Source organism: Streptomyces sp. enrichment culture (assembly GCF_964272855.1).
In the GTDB taxonomy this organism is placed as follows: domain Bacteria; phylum Actinomycetota; class Actinomycetes; order Streptomycetales; family Streptomycetaceae; genus Streptomyces.
Genome location: NZ_OZ186847.1, coordinates 1646914 through 1671575, shown reverse-complemented (window position 1 = coordinate 1671575; position 24662 = coordinate 1646914). Strand labels below are relative to the sequence as shown.

The following is a 24662-nucleotide window of genomic DNA, read 5'->3' as shown; positions in this document are numbered from 1 at the left end:
ACACCGTACCCCAGGGCGACCGGGCGATGTGCCTGTGAACCCGCGAGAGCTCGGAGGATGGCCGAGTCAGTGGTGGTACTCGCCGCAGTTGACATCGAGGCAGTGACCGGTGACGGCGCGCGCCATGTCCGACGCCAGGAAGATCACCGCGTCGGCGGTCTCCTCGGGGCTCTGCAGACGGCGCAGGTCCATGTCGGCGGCCACCTCGTCGTAGCCCTCCTGGAGCGACATGCCGCGCGCGGCGGCGAGTTCCCCGATGAAGCCCTTCACCTTGTCGGTCCACATCGGGCCCGGCGCCACCGTGTTGACCCGGATGCCCTCCGGGCCGAGCTCGGTGGCCAGGCTCTGGGCGAGCGCCAGCAGCGCCGACTTGGCGATCTTGTATGCGCCGCAGGCCCGCTTGGAGTGCCGCAGCACCGAGGAGTTGACCATGACGATCGAGCCGCGGCTGTCGCGCAGCGCCGGCGTGAACAAGCGGGACAGCCGCAGTGCGGCGTAGACGTCCACCTCCATGCCGAGGCGGATGTCGTCCAGCGAGGTGTCGGCGAGCTCGGTGTGGGGCGGTTCCACGAGCGCGTTGTTGATCAGGGCGTCGACCCTGCCGAACGAGTCGAGCGTGGCGGCGACGAGCGCCTCGGCGGCGGCCTGGTCGGTGATGTCCGTCGGCACCGCCAGCGCGCGGCCCCCGGCGTCCGCCACGGCCTTGGCGACCTCGTCGAGGTAGGGCGCGGTACGTGCCGCGAGCACCACGTCGGCCCCGGCCTCGGCGCACCGCACGGCGAGTGTCCGGCCGAGCCCGGAGCCCACACCCGACACGACGACGACCTTGCCGCGAAGCAACTCGGGAACCTTCATCTGCGTACGTCCTCTCGAAAGCTCGGCACAGAGCGGGCGGACTCCGGGGGAGGCAAGCGGGGCCCGGGGGCGCGACGGCCCCCGGGCGGGGGAGTCACGCCGACGCGTCCTCGCTGAAGATGATCGGCCGGACCTCGATACCCAGACCCTCGACCGCGGCGTCCGGGATCATCGCGGCGACCTCGTGCGCGCGGTCCCGGTCCTTGACCTCGATGACGTAGTAACCGCCCATGAGTTCCTTGGACTCGGCGTACGGACCGTCGGTCACCGCCGGCACACCGCCGCGCACGCGCACCACGGAGCTGTCGTCCGCCCCGCCCAGGGCCACGGTGCCCACGAACTCGCCGGTCTCCTTGATCTTCGCCATGAACTCGCCGTGGCCCTGGAACACGGCGTTGCGCTCCTCCTCCGACAGGGCGTCCATGACCTCGGCGTTCGGGTACATCATGATCAGGTACTTCACGGTGCTGCTCCTTGCTCACGAGAGGCGTCCAGCGCGCCTCTTCACCTCTTCGTCGGTGCCGAAGCGCGGTTCTCTACATCGGCGGGAGAAATTTTTTCGCGCGGTGGATCACGCGTCCAAACGGACGCGCCCGGCCCGCCGCGCGATGGCGCGAACCGGCCGCCGGATCAGTACGTGACGACCGCCCGGAACCGGACCTCGCCGGCCGCCGCCCGGTCGACGGCCTTCGCGACGTCCTCCTTCGGGAACACCTCGACGAGCGGTGTGACCGATCCGCGCGCGACCATGTCGAGGGCCTCCGTCAGATACCGCAGGCCGTTGTGCGTGGCGCCGATGACCTGCTGGCGGAGCGACCAGAACGGGCTGCCGGGGGCGATGGTGAACGAGTCGTTCGGGTCGATCGTGGCCAGCACGATCCGCCCGCCCGGCCGCAGCCCCTGGAGGGCGTCGGTGGCGGACCGGTAGGAGATGCCGGTGACGAGGATGACGTCCGCGCCGCCCGCGTCCCGCAGTCCGGCGCCGTCGGCCACCACGGTGCCGGCGCCCAGCTGCGCGGCCAGGTCGTGCTTGTCGGGCGAGCCGGTGACGGCCACCGTGTCGAAGCCGCAGGCGTGCGAGAACTGCACGGCCAGGTGCCCGAGCCCGCCGATGCCCAGCACGGCGACCCGCTCGTGGGGCTGGGGCCGGGCCGCGCGCAGGGCGCTCCACGAGGTGTAGCCCGCGCACAGGACCGGCGCGGCCGCCGTGTAGTCGAGGCCGTCCGGGAGCAGCACCGTGCTCGCCGCCTTGACGCACAGGTACTCGGCGTGCCCGCCCTGGGTGTTGAGCCCGGTCATCACCGACGCGGCGCAGTTCATCCCCGACTGCCCGGTGAGGGGCAGGTTGCGGCGGCAGTAGTCACAGCGTCCGCAGGTCTCCTGCACCCATGTCGTCCCCACCCGGTCGCCGACCCGCCGGCCGGTCACTCCGGGGCCCAGTGCCACGATCTCGCCCGCGGCCTCGTGACCGGTGACCGCCGGACTGAAGGGCGGGAACGGGAAGACGCCCTGTGCGGTCCAGACGTCGTTGTGGCAGATGCCGCAGGCGCGCACCCGGACCAGGACCTCGCCCGGCCCCGGCTCGGGCGTCGGGACCTCGCGGATCTCCCAGGCGGCCTTCGGCGCGGGGATGACGGCGGCCTTCATCCGCGGTCTCCCTCCGGTCCGAGGCGCACCGGCAGCGACTCCAGCCCGTTCATGATGAACGTGCTCTGCGGCTTGATCTGCTCGGGGCGTACGGCGAGTTCGAGGTCCGGGAAGCGCCGGAACAGCGCGGGCAGCGCGATCTGGAGTTCGGCGCGCGCCAGCGGCATGCCGATGCAGCGGTAGATGCCGTGCCCGAAGGCGAGGTGGGTCTTGTCCTCCCGGGACAGCTCGAACCGGTCGGCGCCGGCTCCGTGGACCGACGGGTCCCGGCCGATCGCGGCGAACGCGACGAGCACGGGCTCGCCCTGCCGTATCGTCACACCGCCGAGCTCCACGTCCTCCGTGGCGAACCGGAACGGCAGATGGGCCACCGGGGCCTCGGCGCGCAGCGTCTCCTCGATCACGTCGTCCCAGGACGCCTCCCCCTTGCGCACCAGCTCGTACTGGTCCGGGTGGGTGAGCAGCGCGTGGACGGCGTTGCCGATGAGGTTCATCACCGGCTCGGTGCCCGTCGCGAGCATCAGGTGCAGGGTGCCCACGAGTTCGGACGGGCTCAGCCGGCTCCCGTTCGCCTCCTGGGCGGCGATCAGGTCGCTGGTGAGGTCGTCGCCGGGGCTGCGGCGCTTGCGTTCCACGAAGTCGTGCATCTGCTGGTGCCAGCGCTCGACGTTCGCCGCCGCCTCCTCGGGGCTGGTCGTGGTGTCGACGTTCACCTCACCGCCGCGCAGCAGTTCGGCGCGTTCCTCCTCGGGGACGCCGAAGAGGTCGGAGATGACCCGGGCGGGCAGCGGATGGGCGAAACGCCGCTTCAGGTCCACGGGCTCGCCGGGTGCCACGCCGGCCAGCTCGTCCAGCAGCTCAGCCGTCGCCCGCTCGATCATCGGGCGCATCGCCTCGACCCGGCGCGGTGTGAACGCCTTGGCCGTCAGCCGCCGCAGCCGGCTGTGGTCGTTGCCGTGCGCCGTCGTCAGGTTGTCCATCAGCACCCACCCGATCAGCGGGAAGTCCTCGCCGATCTCGCCCCGGCGGAACGCGGGCCAGTGCTTGCGGGGGTCCTTGGAGAACCGCGGGTCGCCGAGGACCCGCAGGGCGGCCTCGTAGCCGGTCACCGACCAGGCCGGTACCGACCCGGGCAGTTCGATCCGGGCCACCGGGCCCCGGCGGCGCAGCGTGGCCAGCTCGGCGTGGATGTCGGAGCCGGTACGGTCGATGACGAGCGGGGGATGTTGGGTCACAACGGCCTCCGGAGATGAGGGCGCAAGCCCGCGTCGGCTACACGTAGAGGGTGTTCGGCTCGAGCCCGCAGGCGACCCGCCCGTACAGCTCGAAGTTCGTGTTCGGGTGCAGGATCGCGTGCAGGTTGAGCGTCTGGACGTCGCGCTCGATGCGCTGGATCGGCACCGTGGTGAAGACCGACGAGCCGCCGCTGGCGTCGTTGAGGATGTCCACGGCCTCCTTGGCACGCCGGCAGACCGACCCCAGGTCGAGCCGCACACGGGCGCGCTCCTCCAGCGTCCACGGCTTGCCGGCGGCGGCGTTGGCGTCCACCAGGTCGGCGGCGCGCCGGGCGTGGAACTCCGCCTCGTCGATCCTGGTGACGGCCTCGGCGACCTGGAGGTGCGTCACGGGCGCCTCGGCCTGGTTCTCGTACGTGGTGTAGGTGATCTTCCGGCCCGGCAGCCGCTCGAAGAAGTTCTCCTTGGCGGCGCGGGCCAGCCCCACGGCGGGCGCGGAGATGGTGGCGCAGGCGGTGGCCATGAACGGCGCCCGGAACACCGGCGAGTCGGCGTTGGCCTGCGAGCGGTGCTGCCCCTGCAGGACCGGGCCCATGGGCAGGACGCGCGCCTCGGGGACGAACAGGTCCCGGGCCACCGTGGTGACGCTGCCGGAGGCGCGCAGGCCCGCCGTGTGCCAGTCGTCGACGATCTCCAGGTCCGCGACCGGGATCGCCACCATGACCGGCTGCGGGCCCTCCGGGGTGAGCAGCACCGCCGCGTTCGTGTTCCACGAGCTGTGCAGCACACCCGAGTTGAACGACCACTTGCCGTTCAGCAGGACGCCGCCCTCGGCCGGCACGGCCGTCGCGGTCGGGCTCAGGATGCCGGACACCCGCACGCCGGGCTTGGCGAAGATCTCGTCCTGGACCTCGTCGGGGAACAGCCCGGCCATCCAGGTGCTGATCGCGAAGACCGACATGACCCAGGCGGTGGAGCCGTCGCCGCGGCCCAGCTCGGCGATCACGTCGACCACCGTGCGCATGTCGGACTCGTAGCCGCCGTACCGGGTGGGAACCCGCAGGTTCAGCAGCCCGGACTCGGTCAGCGCGTCGAGGGTCTCCTCGTGGAGGCGCCGGTTCTCCTCCCCCCACAGCGCGTTCTTCTGCAGCAGCGGCACCAACTCCGCCGCGCGGTCGATCAGTTCCTGCCGGGACGGGATTTCGTTCGGCATCAGCGGGTCTCCTCCGGGACGACATGGCCGGGTGATCGGCCCCGTCGAGGCTGGCATCCGGGCGGAGCACCCGCATCTCCCTGGTTGCGGCGCCCCGCGCGGCCGGGCCGTCCGTGACCGGGCGCAATCGGGAAGATGCAGCCCGCCGTGGCGGCGTGTGAGCCTGACCGTCGTCCGGAAGTCGACCGCTGCCGAAGGAGAGACCCATGGCCGCCACCCCGTCGTTGGACACCGGCGACACCGCCGCGCTGCGCGCCGTCCCGCAACACATCATCGAGGCCTGGGCGGAGCACGACGCCGACCGGTTCGCCGAGGTCTTCACCGAGAACGCGACCCTGATCCTGCCCGGCGACGTCTTCCTGACCAGCCGTGAGGAGATCCGGGCCTTCATGCGTGAGGCCTACTCCGGCGCGTTCAAGGGGACCCGGGTGACCGGCGAACCGGTGTCGGTCCGGCTGCTCGGGCCCGGCGTCGCCGCGCTCGTCACCCGGGGCGGGGTGCTGGCCCCCGGGGACACCGAGCCGGCGCCCGCCCGTGCGATCCGCGCGACCTGGGTCCTGGTGAAGGAGGGCGCCGACTGGCGCATCGCCTCCTACCAGAACACCCCCATAGCCGCCGCGTGACCGGGTCCGGCGGGCAAATCCGCGGAAGGAGGTACCGGCGATGGGCCGCCATGTAGGGGATCGCGCGGTCGTGCTCGGCGGCAGCATGGCCGGGCTGCTGGCCGCCACCGTACTGACCGAGTCGTACACGGAGGTCCTGGTCGTCGACCGGGACCGGCTGGACGGCGTCACCGAGGCACGGCGCGGCGCCCCGCACGGACGCCACGCGCACGGCCTGGTGGCCCGTGGCCAGCAGATCTTCGAGGAACTGTTCCCCGGACTGACCGAGGAACTGAGCGCGGCGGGTGTCCGGCCGGGTGACTTCGGCAGCGCCATCCGCTGGTACTTCAACGGCCACCGGCTCGCGACCGGCCACTCGGGACTGCTGTCGGTGCCCGCGACGCGGCCGGTGCTGGAGTACCACGTCCGCCGCCGGGTCCAGGACATGCCCCAGGTCACCTTCCTGGAGGGATACGACATCCTCGGCCTGGAGACCTCCGTGGACCGGCGCCGGGTCACCGGCGCCCGCGTCCAGCGCCAGGACGGCGGATCCCCCGAGGTGCTGGCGGCCGACCTGGTCGTCGACATCACCGGACGGGGCTCGCGCACCCCGGTCTGGCTGGAGGAGCTCGGCTACGCGCGCCCCGAGGAGACCAGGATCAAGATCGACCTAGCCTACACCACCCGCCACTTCGCCCTGGACACCGACCCGTTCGGCAAGGAGCTGGCGATCATCCCGGTGGCGACCCCCTCGCATCCGCGGGGCGCGTTCTTCTACCGGGTGCCCGGCGACGACGGCCAGGTGCAGCTGTCGCTGACCGGCATCCTCGGTGACCATCCGCCGTCCGACCTGGACGGGTTCCTCGCCTACACCCGGTCACTGCCGGTGCCGGACATCTACGAGGCCGTCCGCCGGGCCACCCCGACCCTCGACTCGGGAACGTTCAAGTTCCCCGCCAGCGTGCGCCGCCACTACGAGCGGCTGACCCGCTTCCCGGAGAACTTCCTGGTCATGGGCGACGCCGTGTGCAGCTTCAACCCCGTCTACGGGCAGGGCATGTCCGTCGCGGCACTGGAGACGCTCGCCCTGCGGCGGCAGCTGAGGTCCGGCACACCCGGCTTCCGGCGCTTCTTCCAGGAGGTCGCGACCGCCGTCGACGCGCCGTGGGAGTTCGCAGCCGGCGCCGATCTCGGCTACCGCGGCGTCGAGGGACACCGGACGCCCCGCATCCGGATGGCCAACGCCTACGTCGACCGGCTGCACCGCGCCGCCACCCACGACGCCGAACTCACCAACGCGTTCATCCGCGCCGCCGGTCTGATCGACCCCCCCGCCGCGCTCATGCGGCCCAGGACCCTGTTCCGCGTCCTGCGCCACTCGTTCCGCCGCCCGGCGGGCGCGGCCACCCCCGCCACCTCCGAACCGACCCAGGTCGTACGACGGCCCAGCTGAGAGGCGTTGCCATGCGTCCCTTCCATATCGCTGTCCCGCAGGATGCCGTGGACGACCTGGAGCGCAGGCTCGCCGCCACGCGCTGGCCCGACGAGCTGCCCGGCGCGGGCTGGCAGCGAGGCGTCCCGGTCGGCTACCTGAAGGAACTCGCCGAGTACTGGCGCACCGGCTTCAAGTGGCGCCGGGTCGAGGAACACCTCAACGCGTTCCCGCAGTTCCTCACCGAGATCGACGGCGTCGACATCCACTTCCTGCACATCCGCTCGCCCGAGCCGGACGCCATGCCGCTGATCGTCACGCACGGCTGGCCCGGCTCGGTCGCCGAGTTCCTCGACGTGATCGGGCCGCTGACCGATCCGCGCAGCCACGGCGGGGACCCCGCCGACGCGTTCCACCTGGTCATCCCCTCACTGCCCGGCTACGGCTTCTCCGGCCGTCCCCGGGAGGCCGGGTGGGACACCGCGCGGGTCGGCCGCGCCTGGGCCGCCCTGATGGAACGGCTCGGCTACCGGCGCTACCTCGTCCAGGGCGGCGACTGGGGCATGCCCGTCTCGCTGCGCACGGCACTGGCCGACCCCGAGCACGTCGCGGGCGTCCACCTCAACATGCTCGCCACCATGCCGCCACAGGACCCGGCCGAGTTCGCGCGGCTGGACCCCGAAGACCGGGCCCGGCTGGAGTTCGCGGCCCACTTCGAGCAGGACGGCGCCGGGTGGCGGAAGATCCAGTCCACCCGTCCGCAGACCCTCGCCTACGGACTCACCGACTCCCCGGTCGGCCAGCTGGCCTGGATCGTCGAGAAGTTCAAGGAGTGGACGGCGGCCGAGTCGGCGGCGGAGATCCCGGTGAGCCGCGACTGGCTGCTGACCAACGTCTCGATCTACTGGTTCACCGCCTCCGCCGGCCCGAGTGCCCAGCTCTACTACGAGTCCAACCGGCTGGACGCCGACTTCCTCCGCACCTGGGCGGGCCCGTGGCCGCTGGCCATGCCCGCCGGGGTGGCCGTGTTCCCCGACGACGCGGTGCGGCCGATCCGCCGCTGGGCGGAGCGGATCCTCCCCACGCTCACCCACTGGTCCTCCTTCGACCGGGGCGGGCACTTCGCCGCCCTGGAGCAGCCGGACCTGTTCGTCGGCGATGTCCGGGCGTTCGCGCGCACGCTGCGCTGAGCCCGCGGCCGTCCATCCCACCCGGGACAGCAAGAGCACTTCGACCAGCCCGGATCCATGGACCGGCACCGGGCGGAAATGAGGCCGGCTTGACAGCCAACACAGACAAAGGCGCCCGCGGGACCCGCCGGGGCAGACAGATCACGGGAGGCCGGATCACCCTGACCGGGCTGGCCGTCCTCGCCCTGCTCGTCGGATCGGGATACACCGGTCCGCAGAGCGCCGGGGCACAGGCGGAGGAACCGCCGGCCTCGTCCCGGCACGGGCGGGCGACCGACTGGCCCATCGCCAACGGCGACCTCTCCAACACCCGGGCCACCACCCGGACCCCGATCAACTCCAAGAACGTCGACGACCTGAAGGTGAAGTGGCGGCTGCCGCTGAAGGGCAACCCCACCTTCGCCGGCCTGATGGCCTCCAACCCGATCGTGGTGGGCTCGACGGTCTACGCCATCGACCTCAACTCGAACATCTACGCGGTCGACAAGGAGACCGGCAAGGTCCGCTGGAAACGCGAGTTCGAGGACCCCAACGTCGGCCCGAACGGCGTCGCCTACCGCGACGGGCTGCTCCTCGGCACCACCTTCACCAGCGCCTTCGCCCTGGACGCGCGGACCGGCCGCACCCTGTGGACGAGGAAGCTGATCGACGCCGGCAAGGGCGGCATCGACGTCGCCCCCCAGGTCTACGGCGACACCGTCGTGGTCAGCACCGTCCCGTCGACCTTCGGCGAGTACGTGGCCGGCACGATGGGCATCGTCTGGGCCCTCGACATCGCCACCGGCGAACCCAAGTGGAGCTTCAACACCGTCAAGGACGGCGACCTGTGGGGCCACCCGGAGATCAACTCCGGCGGCGGCCTGTGGTTCCCGCCCGCCATCGACAAGAAGGGCCGGATCTTCCTGGCCGTCGGCAACCCGGCGCCCATGCCCGGCACACCCGAGTACCCCAACGGCTCCAGCCGGCCGGGCCCCAACCTGTACACCAACTCCCTGGTGGCCCTGGACGCCCGCACCGGGAAGCTGCTCTGGTACCAGCAGGCCCTGCCGCACGACATACGCGACTACGACCTCCAGATCTCGCCCATCATCACCACCGTCCCGGTCCGGGGTGTGAAGACCGAGGTCGTGATCACGGCGGGCAAGATGGGCAAGGTCTTCGCCTACCGCGCCGACGACGGCAAGCCGCTGTGGACCCGTTCGCTCGGCATCCACCAGAACGACGTGGGCCCGCTGCCGAACGAACCGGTCACCATCTATCCGGGCGTCCTCGGCGGGGTCGAGACACCGATGGCCGCCGCGCGGGGACGGGTCTTCGTGCCCTGGGTCGACCTGCCGGCCGAGATGAGCGCCACCGGTGGCATGACCTACCCGGGCACGGACGGGGGCCGCGGCGGACTCGCGGCGCTCGACACGAGGACCGGCGAGGTGCGCTGGAAGGTCGATCTGCCGCAGATGCCGCTCGGCGCCGCGACCGTCGCCAACGACGTGGTCTTCTGCAGCACCTACGACGGCCAGATCTTCGCCTTCGACACGCGTACCGGCGACACCCTGTGGCGAACTACCGCGTCGGCCGGCATCAACTCCTTCCCCGCCATCAGCGGCGACACGCTCCTGGTGGGCGCGGGCGTCGCCGGTGACTCGAAGGACGCGCGGCCCGAACTGATCGCCTACTCGCTGGACTGAGCGCCACCACAGAGCACGAGTGAGCGTCCGCACCGGCCGGTGCGGACGCTCATCTCTTCCAGGAGGCCGGCAAGCTCACTCGCGAGCCGCGGACGGCAGTCCCTGAAGCCGCAGCACCAGGTCCGCCACATCGACCGCGCGGACCTCGCCGGCGGACGTCAGCTCGGGCCGCCAGTCCGGTTCGGAGCAGAGCACGACGGGGCCGTCGGACGGCGAGTCCGGGAGGCGGCCGTGCGACCCGCGGACGCAGGACGGGTCCAGCGGCACCGCGTTCATCGTGTAGCGCAGGCCCAGCTTCTTGCGGGCCAGACCGATCGCCGCCTTGGCCCTGACCAGCCGGTCCGCCGGGTCGAAGAACAGTTCCGCCGGGTCGTAGCCCGGCTTGCGGTGGATCTCGACCGAGCGGGCGAAGTCGGGCGCCCGGGCGTCGTCCAGCCAGTAGTAGTAGGTGAACCAGGAGTCCGGCTCGGCGACCACGACCAGCTCACCGGAGCGGGGATGGTCCAGCCCGTACGCCGCCTGCTCCTCGCGGCCCAGTACCTCGGCCACGCCGGGCAACCGGGTGAGCAGGTCGCGCACCTTCGGCACGTCGGCGCCGTCGGCGACGTACACGTGCGCGGTCTGGTGGTCGGCCACGGCGAACGCCCGCGACGCCCACGGGTCGAGGTACTCCATCCCCGCCTGCTCGTACACCTCCAGCCAGCCGTCGCGGCGCAGCGCCCGGTTGACGTCCACCGGGCGGTCGACCGGGGTGATGCCGTACTCGCTGAGCGCGACCACGGCCGCGCCCTCCTCGTCGGCCTGTTCCAGCAGCGGCGCGAGTTCCGCGTCGACGGCGCGGGCGGCGGCCGCGGCCTGCGGGGAGTGCGGGCCGAAGCGCTGGAGGTCGTAGTCCAGATGCGGCACGTAGACCAGCAGCAGGTCGGGGCGCTCGTTGCGCAGGATGCGGCGGGCCGCCGTGATGATCCACCGGCTGGAGGCCAGCCCGGCGGTCGGCCCCCAGTACCGGAACAGCGGGAAGGGGCCCAGCTCCGCGGTGAGCCGGTCGTGCAGCGCGGGCGGCCGGGTGTAGCAGTCGGGCGACTTGCGTCCGTCGGCGTGGTAGACGGGGCGCGGGGTCACGAGAACGTCGGTGGAGGCGCCCATGGCGTACCACCAGCAGACGTTGGCCGCGCGGTAGCCGGGACGCGCGGCGCGGGCGGTCTCCCACAGCTTCGGGCCCTGGACCAGCCGGTTGTGCTGCCGCCACAGGTGGACCTCGCCCAGCTCGCGGAAGTACCAGCCGTTGCCGACGACTCCGTGTCCGGCGGGCAGCCGCCCGGTGAGCAGCGTGGACTGGACGCTGCACGTCACGGCGGGCAGGACGGTGCGCAGCGGCGCGGACCCGCCCCGCGCGGCGAGGCGGGACAGGTTCGGCATGTACGGCAGCAGACGCGGCGTCAGCCCGACCACGTCCAGGAGCACCACGGGCCTCATGTCCCCTGCCCTCCGATCGGCAACTCGCGCTGCGCCCAGGCGAGTTCTGCGGCGATCCCGTCCACGGGGTCGGATCCGTCCGGCAGCACCTGCCAGGTGTACGTCTCCACCTCGACCACGGCCGGCTCCCGTACGGCCGCCACGGCCCGGCGCAGCACCTCGGTGGTGCTCCGCAGCGGACGCGCGGGCGCGGCGTGCAGCGGGATATGGAAGTGCACCCGCCACGGGCCCCGGCCGGGCAGCTCGTCCAGCGCCTGCGGAAGGTCGTCGGCGGCGAGCACCCGGCCCTCGTCGCCGAGCTCCCGCACCTGGTGGAGGTACCGGGGCTCGGCGTACCCGGCGAGCAGCCGGCGGGCCTGCGGGTCGCGGGGGTCGTCGACGTGCAGGGCCGCGGACGCCTGGACCTTCACGACGGCGAGGCCGGCGCGCTCGATCGAGGCGACGGCCTGTTCCGGGTCGGCGAAGGAGACCGCGAGATGGGCCGTGTCCAGGCAGATCCCGACGACCTCGGGGTCCACCCGGGGCGCGAGCCAGCGCACGGCGTCCGCGACGGTGTCGAGGACGCAGCCCGGCTCCGGCTCGACCGCGAGCCGCAGCGGGCGCCCGGCCTGCGCGGACGCCTTGCGCAGCTCGCCCGCGGTCCACCGCAGCGCCGACTCGGCGGCCCGGTCGGCGGTGGGCGGCCAGGGCGTGCGCCAGCCGAGCGGCAGCGTGGACAGGCTCCCGCCGTCGGCGTCGTCGGGCAGCAGCCCGGCCAGCACGTGCGCGCAGTCGGCGGTGTAGCGGGCCCGGGCCGGATCGGTCCAGTCCGGGCGGTACACGGTGTGCTTGACGACCTCCTGGTGGAAGCCGCCGTAGGGGAACGCGTTGAGGGTCAGCACCGCCAGGCCGCGGGCGTCCAGCTCGGCGCGCAGCCGGCGCAGCGCGGCCGGGTCGGCGGCCAGTTCCGCGGCGGCCTCCGCCGCCAGCCAGAGCCCGAGGCCGAGCCGGTCGTGCCCGAGCCGTTCGCGCACCGGGACCGCGTGGGTGTCGAGCTGACGGAGAACACCGGCCACGTCCTCGGCGGGGTGGACGTTGGTGCAGTAGCACAGCCGCGTCACGACTGGCCCCGCAGCACCGAGTTGCCCTCGTACAGGGCCGCCCCGGTGCCGTCGTCCCGCTCCACGTCGAGGACCAGCCGCCCGCTCTGCCCGTAGAACTCGACCGGGTTGCGCCAGAGCACCCGGTCGACGTCGGCCTCGCCGAACCCGGCCGCCAGCATCGCCAGGCCGACCCGGTGGGTCTTGAGCGGATCCGAACGGCCCCAGTCGGCCGCCGAGTTCACCAGGATCCGGTCCGTGCCGTACTCCTCGAGCACGGCGACCATGCGGTGCTCGTCCATCTTCGTCTCGGGATAGATGGAGAAGCCCATCCAGCAGCCCGAGTCGGCGACCATCCGCACCGTGACCTCGTTGAGGTGGTCCATCAGCACCGCGCCCGGGTCGATCCCGGACTCCCGCACCACGTCCAGGCTGCGGCGGGTGCCGACCCGCTTGTCCCGGTGCGGGGTGTGCACCAGGACCGGCAGCGACCGCTCGGCGGCGAGGGCCAGCTGGCGGGTGAAGGCCTCGTCCTCCGCCGCGGTCATCGAGTCGTAGCCGATCTCCCCGACCGCGACCACGCCGTTCTTGCCGAGGTAGCGCGGCAGCAGGTCCAGCACCTCCGCGCAGCGCGGGTCGTTGGCCTCCTTCGGGTTCAGGGCGATCGCGCAGTTGTGGCTGATGCCGAACTGCGCGGCCCGGAAGCGCTCCCAGCCGATCAGGCCGTCGAAGTAGTCGACGAAGGACGTCGGTCCGGTGCGGGGCTGGCCGAGCCAGAACGCGGGTTCCACCACGGCCCGCACACCCGCCGCGTGCATGTTCTCGTAGTCGTCGGTGGTCCTGGAGGTCATGTGGATGTGCGGATCGAAGATTCTCATCGGAACTCGTCCTCTCCTCGCGACGGCACCGGGGCGGGCGGTACGGCGACACCGAGCAGCGCCCGCAGGTCGGGGCCGATCTCCCGCCCGGCGGCCCGGCGTTCCTCGGCCAGGTCGTGGGCCATCCGCAGCAGCTCGGCGTCGGCCCGCCGCTCCAGGTCCGCCACCGCCGCCAGCGGCACCCCGGCGAACAGGCACTTCAGCACGCCGTGCCGCCACGCCGGCTGGTCCAGGTGCGCGGCGGCGAACGGTCCCATCGCCGCCGCGACCAGCCGCGGGTCGTTGCTGCGCAGGCCGTCCGCGACCAGCGTCAGCCCGAGCCGGACCGACGAGGCGGGCAGCACCGGCAGAGCGCGCAGCACCCCGCGCCGCTCGGCGTCGTCACCGTGCCGGTAGAGCCGCTCCGTCTCGCTCTCCAGCTCCCCTTCCGGCAGCACCTCGGCCAGCACCGCCAGCAGCCGCGCCCGGGCCCGGTCGTCGTCGGTGCCGAGGACCAGCGCGTCGGGGCCGGTGCCGTGCCGCACGGCGGGCCGGCCCGCCAGCGGGAACTCCTCGTGGATGGCGGAGGGCCGCTCCCGGACGCGGCGCTCCGCGGCCGCGAGCCGGTCGTCCCGTGGTGCGTCCATGGTCAGCGCGCTCCCCTCGTGGACGGCACCGGCGCCCCGTCGCGGGCCCGGCGCAGCGCCGCCATGGCGTCGGCGGCGACCAGGGGCGCGGCATGGCTGTGCCGGGGCAGCTCGACGGCGGCGACACCGCGGTAGCCGATCCCGTCGAGGGCGGCCAGCGTGCCGGCGAGGTCCAGCTCGCCCCGCCCGAACTCCAGGTGCTCGTGCACACCCGGCAGCATGTCGTCCAGCTGCACGTTGAACAGCAGCGGCCCGGCCCGGCGCACGCACTCGGCCGCGTCGACCGGCTCCACCGCGACGCAGTGCCCCACGTCCAGGGTGATGCCCAGCGGCTCCGGCTCGCCGAGCGCCCGGCGCAGCTCCAGCGCCTCGTCGAGCCGCTGGACGACCATGCCGGGTTCCGGCTCCAGGGCGAGCCGAACGCCGCGCCGCCCCGCCTCGGCCAGGACCGGCTCCAGATGCCGGATCATCCGGCGGCGGTTGTCCGGCCCCGGCACGCCCGGTTCGCCCACGCCGGACCAGAAGGACACGCAGGAGGCGTCCAGGGACTGGGCGATCCGTACGGCGCGCCGCAGGAAGTCGATCCGCGGCCCGGCCTGCTCCGAGACCAGGGTGGGATGGTGCTTGCGGGACGGGTCGAGCAGATAGCGGGCGCCCGTCTCCACCACACAGCGCAGGTCCAGCGACGACAGCAGCGCCGCGAGCCGGTCGGTGGCGCGGGCCAGGCCGGGCGCGAAGGGGTCGAGGTGGTGATGGTCGAGCGTGAGGCCGATCGCGGTGTAGCCGAGGTCGGCGATGACCCGTACCGCGTCGTGCAGCCGGTGGTTCGAGAAGCCGTTGGTTCCGTAACCCAGGTCGAACGAGTTCATGTCGGACTCCGTACCGAGGACAGCCGCCGGACGAGGGGCAGGACGCCCAGCACCAGCGCGGCGGCGCCGAGCGAGCCGGACCGTGCGGCCAGCGCGGCCTGGAGCGGCACCATCCCGTGGATCCCGGCCACCGTGGCGGTCCGTACGGCAGCGGCTTCGACCGGGCCGTCGGCGGTGGGCCGGGCGCGGGCCGCCGCGAGCTGAGCGGTGGCCGTGGTGCCCGTGTGGACGAGGGCGCACAGCACGGAAGCGGTCCGATGCCGGGCGGAGGACGCGGGTCCGCCGCAGGCCAGGGCCGCGGAGAGCAGTGTCGTGGTCAGCGCCACCCGGACGTCGGCGCGGCGCCCGCCGTGGACCTCGCCCCGGGAGAGCGCCGTCACCCCGAACGTGTGGGCCGCCATCGCCAGCGCCGGTGTCCGCGCGGACGGCCCGCGCCCGGCCCCGGCGCCGAGCAGGACGTCGAGCGCGCGGCAGGCCGCCATGCCCAGCGGCGCGGCCCGGGTCGGCTTGAGCACGGTGTCGTACGCCCAGATCGCCGCGGTCAGCGGCACCGCGACGCGCAGCGCGTCCGAGCCGCCGGCGAAGGCGGCCAGGGCGAGCCCGGCGCCACTGAGCAGGGCGGCCCCGGCGAGGGCCGCCCCCGGCGTGATCCGTCCCGACGGGACGGGCCGCTCGGGGCGTTCGGCCGTGTCCACCTCGCGGTCGGCCCAGTCGTTGAGGGCCATGCCCGACCAGTACAGGGTGGCGGAGGCGAGCGGCAGCGCCAGCCGCCGCCCGCGCAGCGGACGCCCCGCGGCGGCGGCCCCGGCCACCGCGTCACCGAGCACGGTGAGGGCGGCGGGCGCGCGGACCAGCTCCAGCCAGTCGGCCGGCCGGCGGACCCGGCCCGGCGGCCCGGGCCGTGTCCGAGCGCTCACCGGGACACCGCGAGGCGCCGCACCCAGGCCACCAGGTCCCGTTCCTGCTCCGCGAGCCGGTGCTCGTCGCTGCCGACCGGGTCCTTGAAGAAGAAGGCCAGCGCCCCCAGCGGCCCGGACTCACCGGCGGCGTGCGCGCCCGCCACGAGCCGGGCGAGGTCCAGGACCAGCGGTGCCGCCAGCGCCGAGTCGTGGCCCTGCCAGGTCAGCTGGAGGCTCATCCGGGTGCCGAGGAAGCCCTCGAAGGAGACGTGGTCCCAGGCCACCTTGCGTTCCCCGAGGTCGGGCACGTAGTCGATGTGCAGCGGCGCGTCCGCCTTGCCGCCGAGCAGCGCCTCCAGCCCCCGGGACTTGGCGGCCAGCTTCCCCGCCGCGCGGCCCTCCAGGGCGAGGTTCGCGCCGTCGCCGCCGCCCAGCAGGTTGGTGCCCGCCCACGACCGGACGTGCAGTCCACGGGCCACGAACATCGGCGCCAGCGCGCTGCGCAGCAGGGTCTCGCCGGTCTTGCCGTCGCTGCCCGCGTACGGCAGGTCCCGGCGGTTCGCCAGTTCGACGACGGCGGGGAGGCGCAGCCCGGGGGAGGGCGTGAAGTCGACGTAGGGACAGCCGGCCGAGAAGGCCGCGTAGGCCGCCAGCGCGCTGGGCGGCAGCACCCGCCGGCCGGGAGCGGCGAGCGCGCGGTCCAGGGCGGCCAGGTCGGCGTGCTCGGGCAGCGGGCGGACGGGGGGTTCGGTGCTGGAGACGTTGACGACCACGACCCGGTCGAGGGCGTGGGCGCGCCGGAACTCCGCGATGTCGGAGGCGAGGTGCTCGGCGGCGTCGATCTGGCGGGCGGGCCCGTCGACACCGTCGTACCCCGGCCGTATCTCGCGGTCGGCGGCCTCCAGTTCGCCGGCGACCGCCGCCGGCAGCCGGGCCGGCAGCACACCGGCGGCGGCCAGGTCCTCGGCCCGCTTGCGCAGCGGGGTCCGGGATATGTCGTGGCCGCCGACGACCAGCTCGGACCAGCCGGGGAAGACGGCCGGGTCCGGGTCGAGACGCTCGCTGACGGATCCGGTGGCCGGGGACAGCCCCGCCCTCAGCGCGGCGAGGCCGCAGACGGCGGTGGTGGCCACCGAGCCCCTGCCGCCGATCAGCCACAGACCGCTTCTGCCTTTCATCGTGCGACTCCCTTTCACAACCGGGTGAGCGATGACGTCCCGAAGCCCGCGGGCCGGCTCAGCCGCCGGTCCGGGAGGGCCGGTCCCAGCCGTCCCAGCGCAGCAGCCGGCCGGTGCCGGCCTTGGCCTCGACCCCGTGGTCGGACATCTCGAACGCGCCGAAGTCGAGGACGAACAGCGCCGGATCGCCGGGCGCGAACCCGACGTCGATCGGCCGGTGCAGGTCGGGCTCGTCCGGCAGACCGCGGGTGGACCAGCCGTCCGGGTCGACCATCAGCAGATGCCGGCCGAGCTTCGGCCCGCCCGGCGGGAGCGTCATCGGTGCCTCGTCCCCGAACAGCGTCACGACCAGCTGCCCGGCGAGCGGTGAACTCGGCGGCGCGACGGCGAACTTCGTCGCCGCGACGTGCGCCTCGAAGTCGAGCACGGGACGCTCCGGACGCGGCAGCCGGTCGTGGCCGGCGAGCAGGAACGTCGGCTGGGGGCCGCGCTCCGGCTTGAACCGCGGGTCGGTCACCGGGATCCCACCGACGAAGTCCGGCCAGCCGTACCAGGCGCCCTCACGCACCTCGAGCAGCAGGTCGGGCGCGTTGCCGATGGGCCGGCTGCCCCGGTCGTCCGCGCCCTGGTCCACCGCGAGCAGCCGGCCGTCCGGCAGGAACCCGAGCCCGAAGGCGTTGCGGATGCCCCAGGCCACCAGCTCCAGGTTCCCGCCGTCCAGGTCGCAGCGCATGACGGAGGCGGTGCAGGGCAGCGCCGCCTCGATCCGCTGACCGGGCCGGGTGGGAGTGCCGAACGGCACGAACGCGCCGGTGACGGCCTGCGCGTCGGGGGCGCCGCTCAGCGGGTCGCGGGTGGTGACGTTGACGCCCGTCAGCTCCACGTCCAGACCGGGAAGGTCGTACGAGTGCGGGAGCCGGCCCAGCCAGCCCAGCTCGTAGGCGTCCAGTCCGATGATCCCCAGGTTGGACATCGCTCCCTGGGCGAAGTACAGCTTCTCGTCGGGGCCCACGACGGCCATGCCGACGTGGTAGTTGCCGGGACCGGGCAGGCCGTCGACGATGACGGTGCGCCGCCGGTCGGGGCCGATCCGGGTGATCCGCCCGGCACCGCCCTCGGACACGTACAGGAAGCCCTCGTGCCACAGCAGCCCGGTCACCGGCTGGGCCAGCCGGTCGGCGACGAGCCGGCGGTCGGTGCCGTCCGTGCCCAGGCGCCAGATCCGGCCGCCCGGCGCGGCGCCCCCGAACGGCAGCCCCGACTCGGCCACATACACTCCGTCGTCGTTGTCGAAGGCGAGGCTGGTCGGGAAGTCCAGCCCGTCGGCCACTGCGGTCGGTGCAGACACGAAGGCTCCTCCAGAGGGTGCGCCCGGACGGCGGCGATCGGCGGAAATCAGAGATTCGCGGGAAAAGCGGGCCGGCACGGCCTCACTCGGGAGACCGCCCGCACCCGGCGTGCTCGAACGCCTGGGCGGCGGGACGGAATCCGCGGGCGGCGCACCGGTCAGGCGGCCACCTCGTCCAGGCCGGACTTCGCGGCGGAGAACAGGTCGGGTGCCACGTCCCGGGCCATGGCGGTCGCCGACTGCCAGCCGATCTCGTGCGTGTTGCCGACGCCACCGCACAGCAGCACGAACCGCTTGAACCCGGCGGACACCAGCGCGTCCAGCTTCGCCTTGACCGTCTCGGCCGACCCGACGAGCGCGAACGGATTCCTCAGGTAGGAATCCGCGGGAGCCTCGAACACCCCTTGCACGCCGGTGTCGCCCTCCTTCGCGAGCGTTTCCAGCGCGCCCTCGGCGGGAGACGCCCCGGCCAGCCGTGCCAGATGCCCGCCCGCGGCGGCGACGTGCGAGGCGAAACCGTCGCGCACGAGCTCGGCGGCTTCCATATCGGTGTCCGCGACGACGGTGAAGCAGCTCGCCGCGACATTCGACATGGACAATTCGTGCCCGTTCTCCTGCCCGATCTCGAAATACCGGTGCAGGCGCGTGACCATTTCCTCCACGCTCACCTTCGACATCCCGCCGGCGGCCGGGTCGAGGTTGAGTCCCGTGAACACGTTCCAGCCGCGGCGGGCCGCGGTGGCGAGGGATCCGTCCGTCTCCGCCGCCACCCACAGCGGCACGCGCTGCTGGACGGGCCGGGGCCACACGGTGACCCTGGCGGTCTCCAGCTCCTGCGCGAAGGGCGCCAGCGCCGGCGTCAGGTCGGCCTTCGGCACCGGGTGGTCGATCCCGTTGAGGACGCCGTCGATGAGGTCGGCCGCGTGCTCGAAGGCGGCCCGGTCACCGCGCCGGCCGAGGCCCACCTCGAGCCGCCCGCCGGACAGCACGTCGATCATGGCGAACTGCTCGGCCAGGTGCAGCGGATTGTGCAGCAGGGCCAGGTTCACGCCCGAGATGATCCGCGCCCTCTTCGTCCGCGCGGCGAGCGCGGCCAGCATGATGTTGGGGTGGGTGACCAGTGAGGACGGGCCGAAGTGTTCCGGCATGCTGAGCCCGGCGTAGCCGAGCCGCTCCGCCTCGACACAGTGGTCGAGATAGGTCTCGTAAAGGTGGGCCCCGAGTCCGGCGTCCCACTTCTCCGGGTCCGTGGACCCCGGCGGCGCGTAGGTGAGGTTGTCCCAGTAGATGAACTTGACGTTTTCCGAGTCGTCGCCGATTTGGCTCATTCCGCCAACGCCCCTCTGTTCGCAGTAAGGACCGTCCTGGACGTGCCTCAATTTATCCGCGCGGTGGGGACCGGCCATCTTCCATATTGCCCAGGGGACTTCACATGGCGGCGGGTGTCCGGTGAGTCTCACACATGCTCGTGACACGACGAAGCCCCGGCAGGCGAACACCACCGCGCCGGGGCTTCTGCCGTTGCGTGCGTCAAGCGTCGCGGTCCCGCAGTCTCTCCTCACGGGTCGATCACCCGCAGCCGCTCCGGCCGCCGCGACGTCCACCGGCCCGGCCCGCACTCCGGCCGCAGCACCCACGTGACACCGCCGCGCACGTCCGCGACGACGCCGCGCCGGCCGGCGTCCTCGTCATGGATCAGGTCACCCACCCACGCGCGCCGCTTCTGCTCGCCGGTCATCCGTGTCCCTTCCCGTGCAGTTCCGCCCACACCCGTTTCCCCCACGGCAGCGGCTCGGCGCCCCAGTGCTGCGCCGGCGTCGCCACGAGCGTGAGACCGCGTCCGCCTTCGTCCTCGGGACCCGGCACCTTGCGCACCGGCGGGGCCTTCGAGAAGTCCACGACGCCGACGCGCACGCACGCCGTCCCGGGCCTGACGACAACCACCTGGACGGATCCCCGCCGGGCATGCCGGACCGCGTTCGACACCAGTTCGGTTCGGAGAGGGCGATCCAGGTGGCCATGGGGTCGCCGGCGCCGGCTGCCTGCCGCGGTTCCCGCGGAAAGGAAGACAGACCGGCCGGGACCTCGATCCTCGGGTATGCCGCCGGACCGTTCGCCTCGCCTGCGCGGCACCGCCGTGGTGCGATGGAACGGGGGCGGGAAGGAGAGAGAGCGATGGCCCCACCAGCAGCGGAGCGCAAGACTAGCGCGGCCCCAGTGTCAGTCCGCCCGCTGGGTGAGCCGGACCTGGACCGGGCCGATGAGATCTGCAGGATGGCCTTCGGGACGTTCCTCGGGGTCCCCGCCCCCTTCGGGACCGTCGACTACGTCCGCACCCGCTGGGCGGCAGATCCGCGTGCGGCGTTCGCGGCGACGGTCGAGGGCGAGCTCGCCGGATCGAACTTCGCCACCAACTGGGGCAGCGTCGGTTGTTTCGGCCCGCTGACCGTGCGTCCGGATCTGTGGGACCAGGGCATCGGCAGGCGTCTGATGGAGCCGGTCATGGACTGCTTCGACGCCTGGGGGAACCGCCACCTCGGCCTGTTCACCTTCTCGCACAGTCCCAAGCATCTTGAGCTCTACCGCCGGTACGGTTTCTGGCCTCGCTTCCTCACAGCCATCATGAAGAAGCAGGTCGCAGACGGTGCCGCGGTCCCCGGCCGGGTGCTCTACGGCGAACTGCCCGCCGCCGAGCGGCCCGACGCGCTGAGCCGCTGTCGCGCACTGACCGGAGCCGTGTACGAGGGCCTGATCCTGGAACGCGAGATCGTGGCCGTGCACGCGCAGGGACTCGGTGACACCATCCTGCTCCATGGTGCCGGCTCGGAGCTCGATGGCCTGGCCGTCTGCCACTGCGGAGCCGGGTCGGAGGCGGGCACCGACGTGTGCTTCGTCAAATTCGGCGCCGTACGTCCTGGTCCGGAGGCCGCTGACCGGTTCGAGCGACTGCTTGACGCGTGTGAGCGGCTGGCCGCCGAGCGCGGACTGGGTGAGTTGGATGCCGGAATGAACCTGGGGCGCCCGGATGCATACCGGCGCATGATCGACCGCGGTTTCCGCACTTGGTTGCAGGGCGTGACCATGCACAGGCCCAACGAACCCGGATACAGCCACCCCGACGCGTATGTGATCGACGACTGGCGCTGAGACCACCGCCGCGCTCGGCCGGCCAGGAAGGCCCTGAGCCCGGGAGCCCTTTCCTGGTCGGACCCATCCTGGTGGGTGACGCCTGTCGTTGACGGCGCGCGGCTGCGGACCTCGATCACGGGTCCGCCGCCTTCGTGCAGGCCCTGAACTGCGACGACGACTACACCGAGTACCGCAAGCTCACCATCGGACACGTCCGCCGCGTCCGCTGGACGCAGCGCTGTCCGGTTCTCGCCAGTCCGCGGTAAATGCCTGGACTGAGAACCTCCCCTGACGGGAAACTTCCGACTTCCGAACCTCCGGGAGTGTGATGGGGACAACAGATACGCGAGGGCCGACGCCGGGCAGGAGCGCGGTCGTTCTGGCACTGCGCCGCTACGGCCGGGAGCTGATGCGACTACGACTGCTGGCCCTGCCCGCGTTGCTGCTGCCGGCCGTGGGCAACATCGGCATCCGCTATGTCGCCCCCCTGCTGATCGCCAAACTGGCAGGACAGGCCGCCGACGACGGCGGCCTCACCCTCGCCTCGGCGCTGCCGTACGTGGTGGGCTTCGGCGTGACGATGCTGCTCGCCGAGGCGGTGTGGCGGGTCGGGCAGCACTGCCTGAACCGGGTGGACGCCCTCGGCATGGAACACCTGTACGTCAGCGGCATGGACGAACTCCTCGCCAAGGACGCGGCGTTCTTCCACGACAACTTCGCCGGCTCCCTGACCAAACGGGTGCTGAGCTTCGGCAAGCGCTTCGAGGACTTCGTCGACACGGTGACGTACCGGATCGTGGGCAGTCTCGTCCCCCTGGTGTTCGGTGCCGTGGTGCTGTGGAGCTACGAACCGATGCTCGTCGCCGGCCTCCTGGTGATGATCGCGCTGACCGTGGTGGCCGCGACACCGCTGATCCGTCGCCGGCAGCGGCTCGTCAACGACCGTGAGGCGGCGATCGCCCGGGTCTCCGGCCACGTCGCCGACAGCCTCGTGAACATGGAGACCATCCGGGCGTTCGCGGCCGAGCGGCGGGAGGCCGACGAACATCGCCGCCGTGTCGCGGACTCCCGGCGCCTGACGCTGAGGTCGTGGGACTATGGAAATCTGCGCGTCGACACCCTGATCGCCCCCATGTCCGTACTGACCAACGTGCTGGGTCTGTTGGTCGCCATCGCCCTCGGTGGCTCGGGCCAGGGAGTGGAGGAGGTCGTCGTCGCTTTCACCTACTACTCCAACGCGACCCAGATCATGTTCGAGTTCAACCAGATCTACCGGCGTCTGGAAAGCTCGATGACCGAGGCCGCGCAGTTCACGGAGCTGCTGCTGGATCCGCCCACCGTGCTCGACCCGGCGAAACCCGAACCACTCGCACCGCGGGACACCGGCATCCGCTTCGAGGCCGTGACCTTCGCCCACGCGGGTGCGAAGCCGATTTTCCGGGGACTCGACCTGGACGTCCCCGCAGGTGCACGGATCGGTCTGGTCGGCAGGTCCGGCGGCGGCAAGACCACACTCACCCGGCTCCTGCTGCGGATGTCGGACATCGACGACGGACGCATCCTGATCGGTGGTCAGGACATCAGCCGGCTGCGTCAGACCGACCTGCGCTCACTGATCGCCTACGTCCCGCAGGAGCCCGCCATGTTCCACCGCAGCCTGCGGGACAACATCGCCTTCGCCCGGCCCGGCGCCACCGACGACGAGATTCACGCGGCGGCCGTGGCCGCGCACGTCACAGAGTTCGCCGACCAACTCCCCGACGGCTTCGCCACCCTGGTCGGGGAGCGGGGAGTCAAACTCTCGGGCGGCCAGCGCCAGCGCGTCGCCCTCGCCAGGGCCATCCTGCGGGACGCCCCGATCCTGCTGCTCGACGAGGCGACCAGCGCGCTGGACTCGGAGAGCGAGATCCTCGTCCAGGACGCCCTGTGGCGGTTGATGGACGGGCGTACGGCCCTCGTGGTCGCCCACCGTCTGAGCACCGTCGCCGGCATGGATCGTCTCGTCGTCCTCGATCGCGGAAGCGTCGTCGAGCAGGGCACCCACGAGGAGCTGCTCGCGGCGAACGGTGCCTACGCCAAGCTGTGGCAGCACCAGTCGGGCGGCTTCCTCGGCGAGAGCACCGAGTCGGCCTTCGGACGCCCGGTCCCAGGAGCCGTCCTCAGCGGGCTGCCCGGACCGGCCGAACCGGCGCCGGACGGGGACCGCACAGCGTCGTCGCACGCGCGTACGGGCACCGGGTCCACGTAACCGAGTCGGTTTCCGGACATCCTCGACCGCAGGGACCGGCCGACGGAGCAGTCGGGAGGGAGGGCATTCCCTCTCAGTCGATCATTATGGTCCGGGGGAGTCGACGCAGTCTGTGATAGGCGCGTGAGAGCGGCGTTCGACGAAAAGCCCCGCAGGCGCTGCCCGGCGAGGGTTCCGAGTGGGTGGGTTTACGAGCCAGGCCGTTACGTTCGCTCTTGCAAAGTCCAACGTCTGTGAAGGCGATTGCGGCACAGCCTGTCCCCTCGGGGCTGCGCGGAGCGCGGGGAAGGGACCACGGGGATCCCGTGCGCGGCCTGTTCATGGCCGGCTGCCGGCGAGCGACCGATTCGGCGGCAGTGACGTGGCTGATCGCGGCTTGGTCGAGAGGTTCCCGGGAGCAGTGCAGGAACGCCTTCCCGAGCAGTCGACCCGCCGCACGAAGGTACTCTCCGGTGCGAAATACTCTCCCGATGAGTTCACGTACTTCCCCGACAAGCCGGCCGATCACGATACGGAGGGCCGTCGCGCGGGATGCCAGACGGCTCACGCGGCTCGTGCGTGGCTCAGGCGCCTACGAGGGCAAGTACGCAGCCGCAGTCGCGGGCTACCGGGTCGGTCCTGATTACATCGAGGCCCACCGCGCCTTCGTAGCCGTCGGCGCCGAAGAGCATGGAGGCCGGGTCCTCGGGTTCTACTCGCTCGTCCTCGCTCCACCGGAGCTCGACCTGCTGTTCGTCGCTGACGAAGCCCAAGGGCAGGGCATCGGACGACTGCTCGTCGCGCACATGCAGTCCGAGGCCCGTGCCGCCGGGCTCGACCGGGTCAAGGTCGTGTCGCATCTGCCCGCCGAGGACTTCTACCACCGCGTCGGTGCAGTGCGGACCGGGACCGCGCTCGCGAACCCGCCCGCCGTGCCCTGGGACCGTCCCGAATTCCAGTTTCGCATTCCTTCGGAATGACGCGGTGTGCCGCTTCGCAGGGCACCGGGTTCGCCTGCATGGTGGCCGGCATGCAGGAGCCGCTGGACGCTGAGCGCTCCGTGTGCGCCGTCGTCCAACACATTGTCCGATGGC

23 protein-coding genes are annotated in these 24662 nt (G+C 72.4%); 7 read left to right on the top strand and 16 right to left on the bottom strand.

The window, feature by feature from the left end; translation table 11 throughout:
• Positions 1–66 precede the first annotated feature (66 nt).
• The 5 genes from ACSU6L_RS07210 to ACSU6L_RS07190 form a co-directional block, all read right to left on the bottom strand.
• Positions 67–855, bottom strand: coding sequence for an SDR family oxidoreductase (locus ACSU6L_RS07210; protein WP_437054677.1), 789 nt, complete (start codon positions 853–855; stop codon positions 67–69).
• Positions 856–949: 94 nt separating this feature from the next.
• Complete coding sequence (locus ACSU6L_RS07205; protein ID WP_073942495.1) at positions 950–1318, bottom strand: YciI family protein; 369 nt, start codon at positions 1316–1318, stop codon at positions 950–952.
• Between the two features lie 167 nt (positions 1319–1485).
• Complete coding sequence (locus ACSU6L_RS07200) at positions 1486–2502, bottom strand: alcohol dehydrogenase catalytic domain-containing protein (protein WP_437054675.1); 1017 nt, start codon at positions 2500–2502, stop codon at positions 1486–1488.
• The gene (locus ACSU6L_RS07195; RefSeq protein WP_365518086.1) at positions 2499–3737 is read right to left on the bottom strand and encodes a cytochrome P450 family protein; all 1239 of its coding nucleotides are present in this window, start codon (positions 3735–3737) and stop codon (positions 2499–2501) included. The genes ACSU6L_RS07200 and ACSU6L_RS07195 overlap by 4 nt, the downstream gene beginning before the upstream one ends.
• 37 nt (positions 3738–3774) lie before the next feature.
• Complete coding sequence (locus ACSU6L_RS07190; RefSeq protein WP_437054672.1) at positions 3775–4950, bottom strand: acyl-CoA dehydrogenase family protein; 1176 nt, start codon at positions 4948–4950, stop codon at positions 3775–3777.
• Between the two features lie 206 nt (positions 4951–5156).
• Here ACSU6L_RS07190 and ACSU6L_RS07185 point away from each other — a divergent pair, with 206 nt between their 5' ends.
• From ACSU6L_RS07185 to ACSU6L_RS07170, 4 genes are all read left to right on the top strand, one after another.
• The gene (locus ACSU6L_RS07185) at positions 5157–5573 is read left to right on the top strand and encodes an SgcJ/EcaC family oxidoreductase (RefSeq protein ID WP_437054671.1); all 417 of its coding nucleotides are present in this window, start codon (positions 5157–5159) and stop codon (positions 5571–5573) included.
• 40 nt (positions 5574–5613) lie between these two features.
• Entirely contained in the window at positions 5614–7005 is a 1392-nt protein-coding gene (locus ACSU6L_RS07180; protein ID WP_437054669.1) for an FAD-dependent oxidoreductase, read from the top strand.
• Positions 7006–7016: 11 nt separating this feature from the next.
• Positions 7017–8174: an epoxide hydrolase family protein gene (locus tag ACSU6L_RS07175; RefSeq protein ID WP_437054667.1), complete on the top strand. Its 1158-nt coding sequence runs from the start codon at positions 7017–7019 to the stop codon at positions 8172–8174.
• A gap of 89 nt (positions 8175–8263) precedes the next feature.
• A complete protein-coding gene (locus ACSU6L_RS07170) occupies positions 8264–9859 on the top strand; it encodes an outer membrane protein assembly factor BamB family protein (protein ID WP_437054664.1) in 1596 nt (531 codons plus the stop codon).
• 75 nt (positions 9860–9934) lie between these two features.
• On the opposite strand, the gene ACSU6L_RS07165 is transcribed toward ACSU6L_RS07170, so the two are convergent.
• The 11 genes from ACSU6L_RS07165 to ACSU6L_RS07115 all read right to left on the bottom strand — a co-directional run bounded on the left by ACSU6L_RS07165 (position 9935) and on the right by ACSU6L_RS07115 (position 20156).
• Positions 9935–11335, bottom strand: coding sequence for an alkaline phosphatase family protein (locus tag ACSU6L_RS07165; RefSeq protein WP_437054662.1), 1401 nt, complete (start codon positions 11333–11335; stop codon positions 9935–9937).
• Complete coding sequence (eboE, locus tag ACSU6L_RS07160) at positions 11332–12435, bottom strand: metabolite traffic protein EboE (RefSeq protein ID WP_437054660.1); 1104 nt, start codon at positions 12433–12435, stop codon at positions 11332–11334. The genes ACSU6L_RS07165 and eboE overlap by 4 nt, the downstream gene beginning before the upstream one ends.
• The gene (locus tag ACSU6L_RS07155) at positions 12432–13292 is read right to left on the bottom strand and encodes a TatD family hydrolase (RefSeq protein ID WP_437054658.1); all 861 of its coding nucleotides are present in this window, start codon (positions 13290–13292) and stop codon (positions 12432–12434) included. The genes eboE and ACSU6L_RS07155 overlap by 4 nt, the downstream gene beginning before the upstream one ends.
• On the bottom strand, positions 13289–13918 hold the full coding sequence (locus ACSU6L_RS07150) for an EboA domain-containing protein (protein ID WP_437054656.1): 630 nt from the start codon (positions 13916–13918) through the stop codon (positions 13289–13291). The genes ACSU6L_RS07155 and ACSU6L_RS07150 overlap by 4 nt, the downstream gene beginning before the upstream one ends.
• Before the next feature lie 2 nt (positions 13919–13920).
• On the bottom strand, positions 13921–14787 hold the full coding sequence (locus ACSU6L_RS07145; RefSeq protein WP_437054654.1) for a sugar phosphate isomerase/epimerase family protein: 867 nt from the start codon (positions 14785–14787) through the stop codon (positions 13921–13923).
• Complete coding sequence (locus ACSU6L_RS07140; RefSeq protein ID WP_437054652.1) at positions 14784–15704, bottom strand: SCO3242 family prenyltransferase; 921 nt, start codon at positions 15702–15704, stop codon at positions 14784–14786. The genes ACSU6L_RS07145 and ACSU6L_RS07140 overlap by 4 nt, the downstream gene beginning before the upstream one ends.
• The gene (locus ACSU6L_RS07135) at positions 15701–16864 is read right to left on the bottom strand and encodes an inositol-3-phosphate synthase (RefSeq protein WP_437054650.1); all 1164 of its coding nucleotides are present in this window, start codon (positions 16862–16864) and stop codon (positions 15701–15703) included. Before ACSU6L_RS07135 ends, ACSU6L_RS07140 begins: the two co-directional genes overlap by 4 nt.
• Positions 16865–16922: 58 nt before the next feature.
• Positions 16923–18212 carry a PQQ-dependent sugar dehydrogenase gene (locus ACSU6L_RS07130; protein ID WP_437054648.1) on the bottom strand — a complete coding sequence of 430 codons (1290 nt, stop codon included), beginning with the start codon at positions 18210–18212 and terminating at the stop codon, positions 16923–16925.
• 158 nt (positions 18213–18370) lie between these two features.
• A complete protein-coding gene (locus tag ACSU6L_RS07125) occupies positions 18371–19618 on the bottom strand; it encodes an LLM class flavin-dependent oxidoreductase (protein ID WP_437054646.1) in 1248 nt (415 codons plus the stop codon).
• A 152-nt stretch (positions 19619–19770) separates the two neighbouring features.
• Positions 19771–19950, bottom strand: coding sequence for a hypothetical protein (locus ACSU6L_RS07120; RefSeq protein ID WP_437054644.1), 180 nt, complete (start codon positions 19948–19950; stop codon positions 19771–19773).
• Complete coding sequence (locus ACSU6L_RS07115) at positions 19947–20156, bottom strand: ATP-binding protein (protein ID WP_437054642.1); 210 nt, start codon at positions 20154–20156, stop codon at positions 19947–19949. The genes ACSU6L_RS07120 and ACSU6L_RS07115 overlap by 4 nt, the downstream gene beginning before the upstream one ends.
• Before the next feature lie 21 nt (positions 20157–20177).
• Here ACSU6L_RS07115 and ACSU6L_RS07110 point away from each other — a divergent pair, with 21 nt between their 5' ends.
• From ACSU6L_RS07110 to ACSU6L_RS07100, 3 genes are all read left to right on the top strand, one after another.
• Positions 20178–21359 carry a GNAT family N-acetyltransferase gene (locus ACSU6L_RS07110; protein WP_437054640.1) on the top strand — a complete coding sequence of 394 codons (1182 nt, stop codon included), beginning with the start codon at positions 20178–20180 and terminating at the stop codon, positions 21357–21359.
• 310 nt (positions 21360–21669) lie between these two features.
• Complete coding sequence (locus tag ACSU6L_RS07105; protein WP_437054638.1) at positions 21670–23589, top strand: ABC transporter ATP-binding protein; 1920 nt, start codon at positions 21670–21672, stop codon at positions 23587–23589.
• 470 nt (positions 23590–24059) lie between these two features.
• Positions 24060–24548: a GNAT family N-acetyltransferase gene (locus ACSU6L_RS07100; RefSeq protein ID WP_437054636.1), complete on the top strand. Its 489-nt coding sequence runs from the start codon at positions 24060–24062 to the stop codon at positions 24546–24548.
• Positions 24549–24662 lie beyond the last annotated feature (114 nt).

Excerpts from the sequence above, each read along its gene's own strand:
- ACSU6L_RS07100 (WP_437054636.1), top strand. The coding sequence starts at position 24,060 with ATGAGTTCACGTACTTCCCCGACAAGCCGGCCGATCACGATACGGAGG.
- ACSU6L_RS07210 (WP_437054677.1), bottom strand. The coding sequence starts at position 855 with ATGAAGGTTCCCGAGTTGCTTCGCGGCAAGGTCGTCGTCGTGTCGGGT.
- ACSU6L_RS07185 (WP_437054671.1), top strand. The coding sequence starts at position 5,157 with ATGGCCGCCACCCCGTCGTTGGACACCGGCGACACCGCCGCGCTGCGC.
- ACSU6L_RS07165 (WP_437054662.1), bottom strand. The coding sequence starts at position 11,335 with ATGAGGCCCGTGGTGCTCCTGGACGTGGTCGGGCTGACGCCGCGTCTG.
- ACSU6L_RS07175 (WP_437054667.1), top strand. The coding sequence starts at position 7,017 with ATGCGTCCCTTCCATATCGCTGTCCCGCAGGATGCCGTGGACGACCTG.
- ACSU6L_RS07150 (WP_437054656.1), bottom strand. The coding sequence starts at position 13,918 with ATGGACGCACCACGGGACGACCGGCTCGCGGCCGCGGAGCGCCGCGTC.
- ACSU6L_RS07110 (WP_437054640.1), top strand. The coding sequence starts at position 20,178 with ATGCCGGACCGCGTTCGACACCAGTTCGGTTCGGAGAGGGCGATCCAG.
- ACSU6L_RS07145 (WP_437054654.1), bottom strand. The coding sequence starts at position 14,787 with ATGAACTCGTTCGACCTGGGTTACGGAACCAACGGCTTCTCGAACCAC.
- ACSU6L_RS07105 (WP_437054638.1), top strand. The coding sequence starts at position 21,670 with ATGGGGACAACAGATACGCGAGGGCCGACGCCGGGCAGGAGCGCGGTC.
- ACSU6L_RS07125 (WP_437054646.1), bottom strand. The coding sequence starts at position 19,618 with ATGGCCGGTCCCCACCGCGCGGATAAATTGAGGCACGTCCAGGACGGT.
- ACSU6L_RS07180 (WP_437054669.1), top strand. The coding sequence starts at position 5,614 with ATGGGCCGCCATGTAGGGGATCGCGCGGTCGTGCTCGGCGGCAGCATG.
- ACSU6L_RS07190 (WP_437054672.1), bottom strand. The coding sequence starts at position 4,950 with ATGCCGAACGAAATCCCGTCCCGGCAGGAACTGATCGACCGCGCGGCG.
- ACSU6L_RS07200 (WP_437054675.1), bottom strand. The coding sequence starts at position 2,502 with ATGAAGGCCGCCGTCATCCCCGCGCCGAAGGCCGCCTGGGAGATCCGC.
- ACSU6L_RS07135 (WP_437054650.1), bottom strand. The coding sequence starts at position 16,864 with ATGAAAGGCAGAAGCGGTCTGTGGCTGATCGGCGGCAGGGGCTCGGTG.
- ACSU6L_RS07155 (WP_437054658.1), bottom strand. The coding sequence starts at position 13,292 with ATGAGAATCTTCGATCCGCACATCCACATGACCTCCAGGACCACCGAC.
- ACSU6L_RS07120 (WP_437054644.1), bottom strand. The coding sequence starts at position 19,950 with ATGACCGGCGAGCAGAAGCGGCGCGCGTGGGTGGGTGACCTGATCCAT.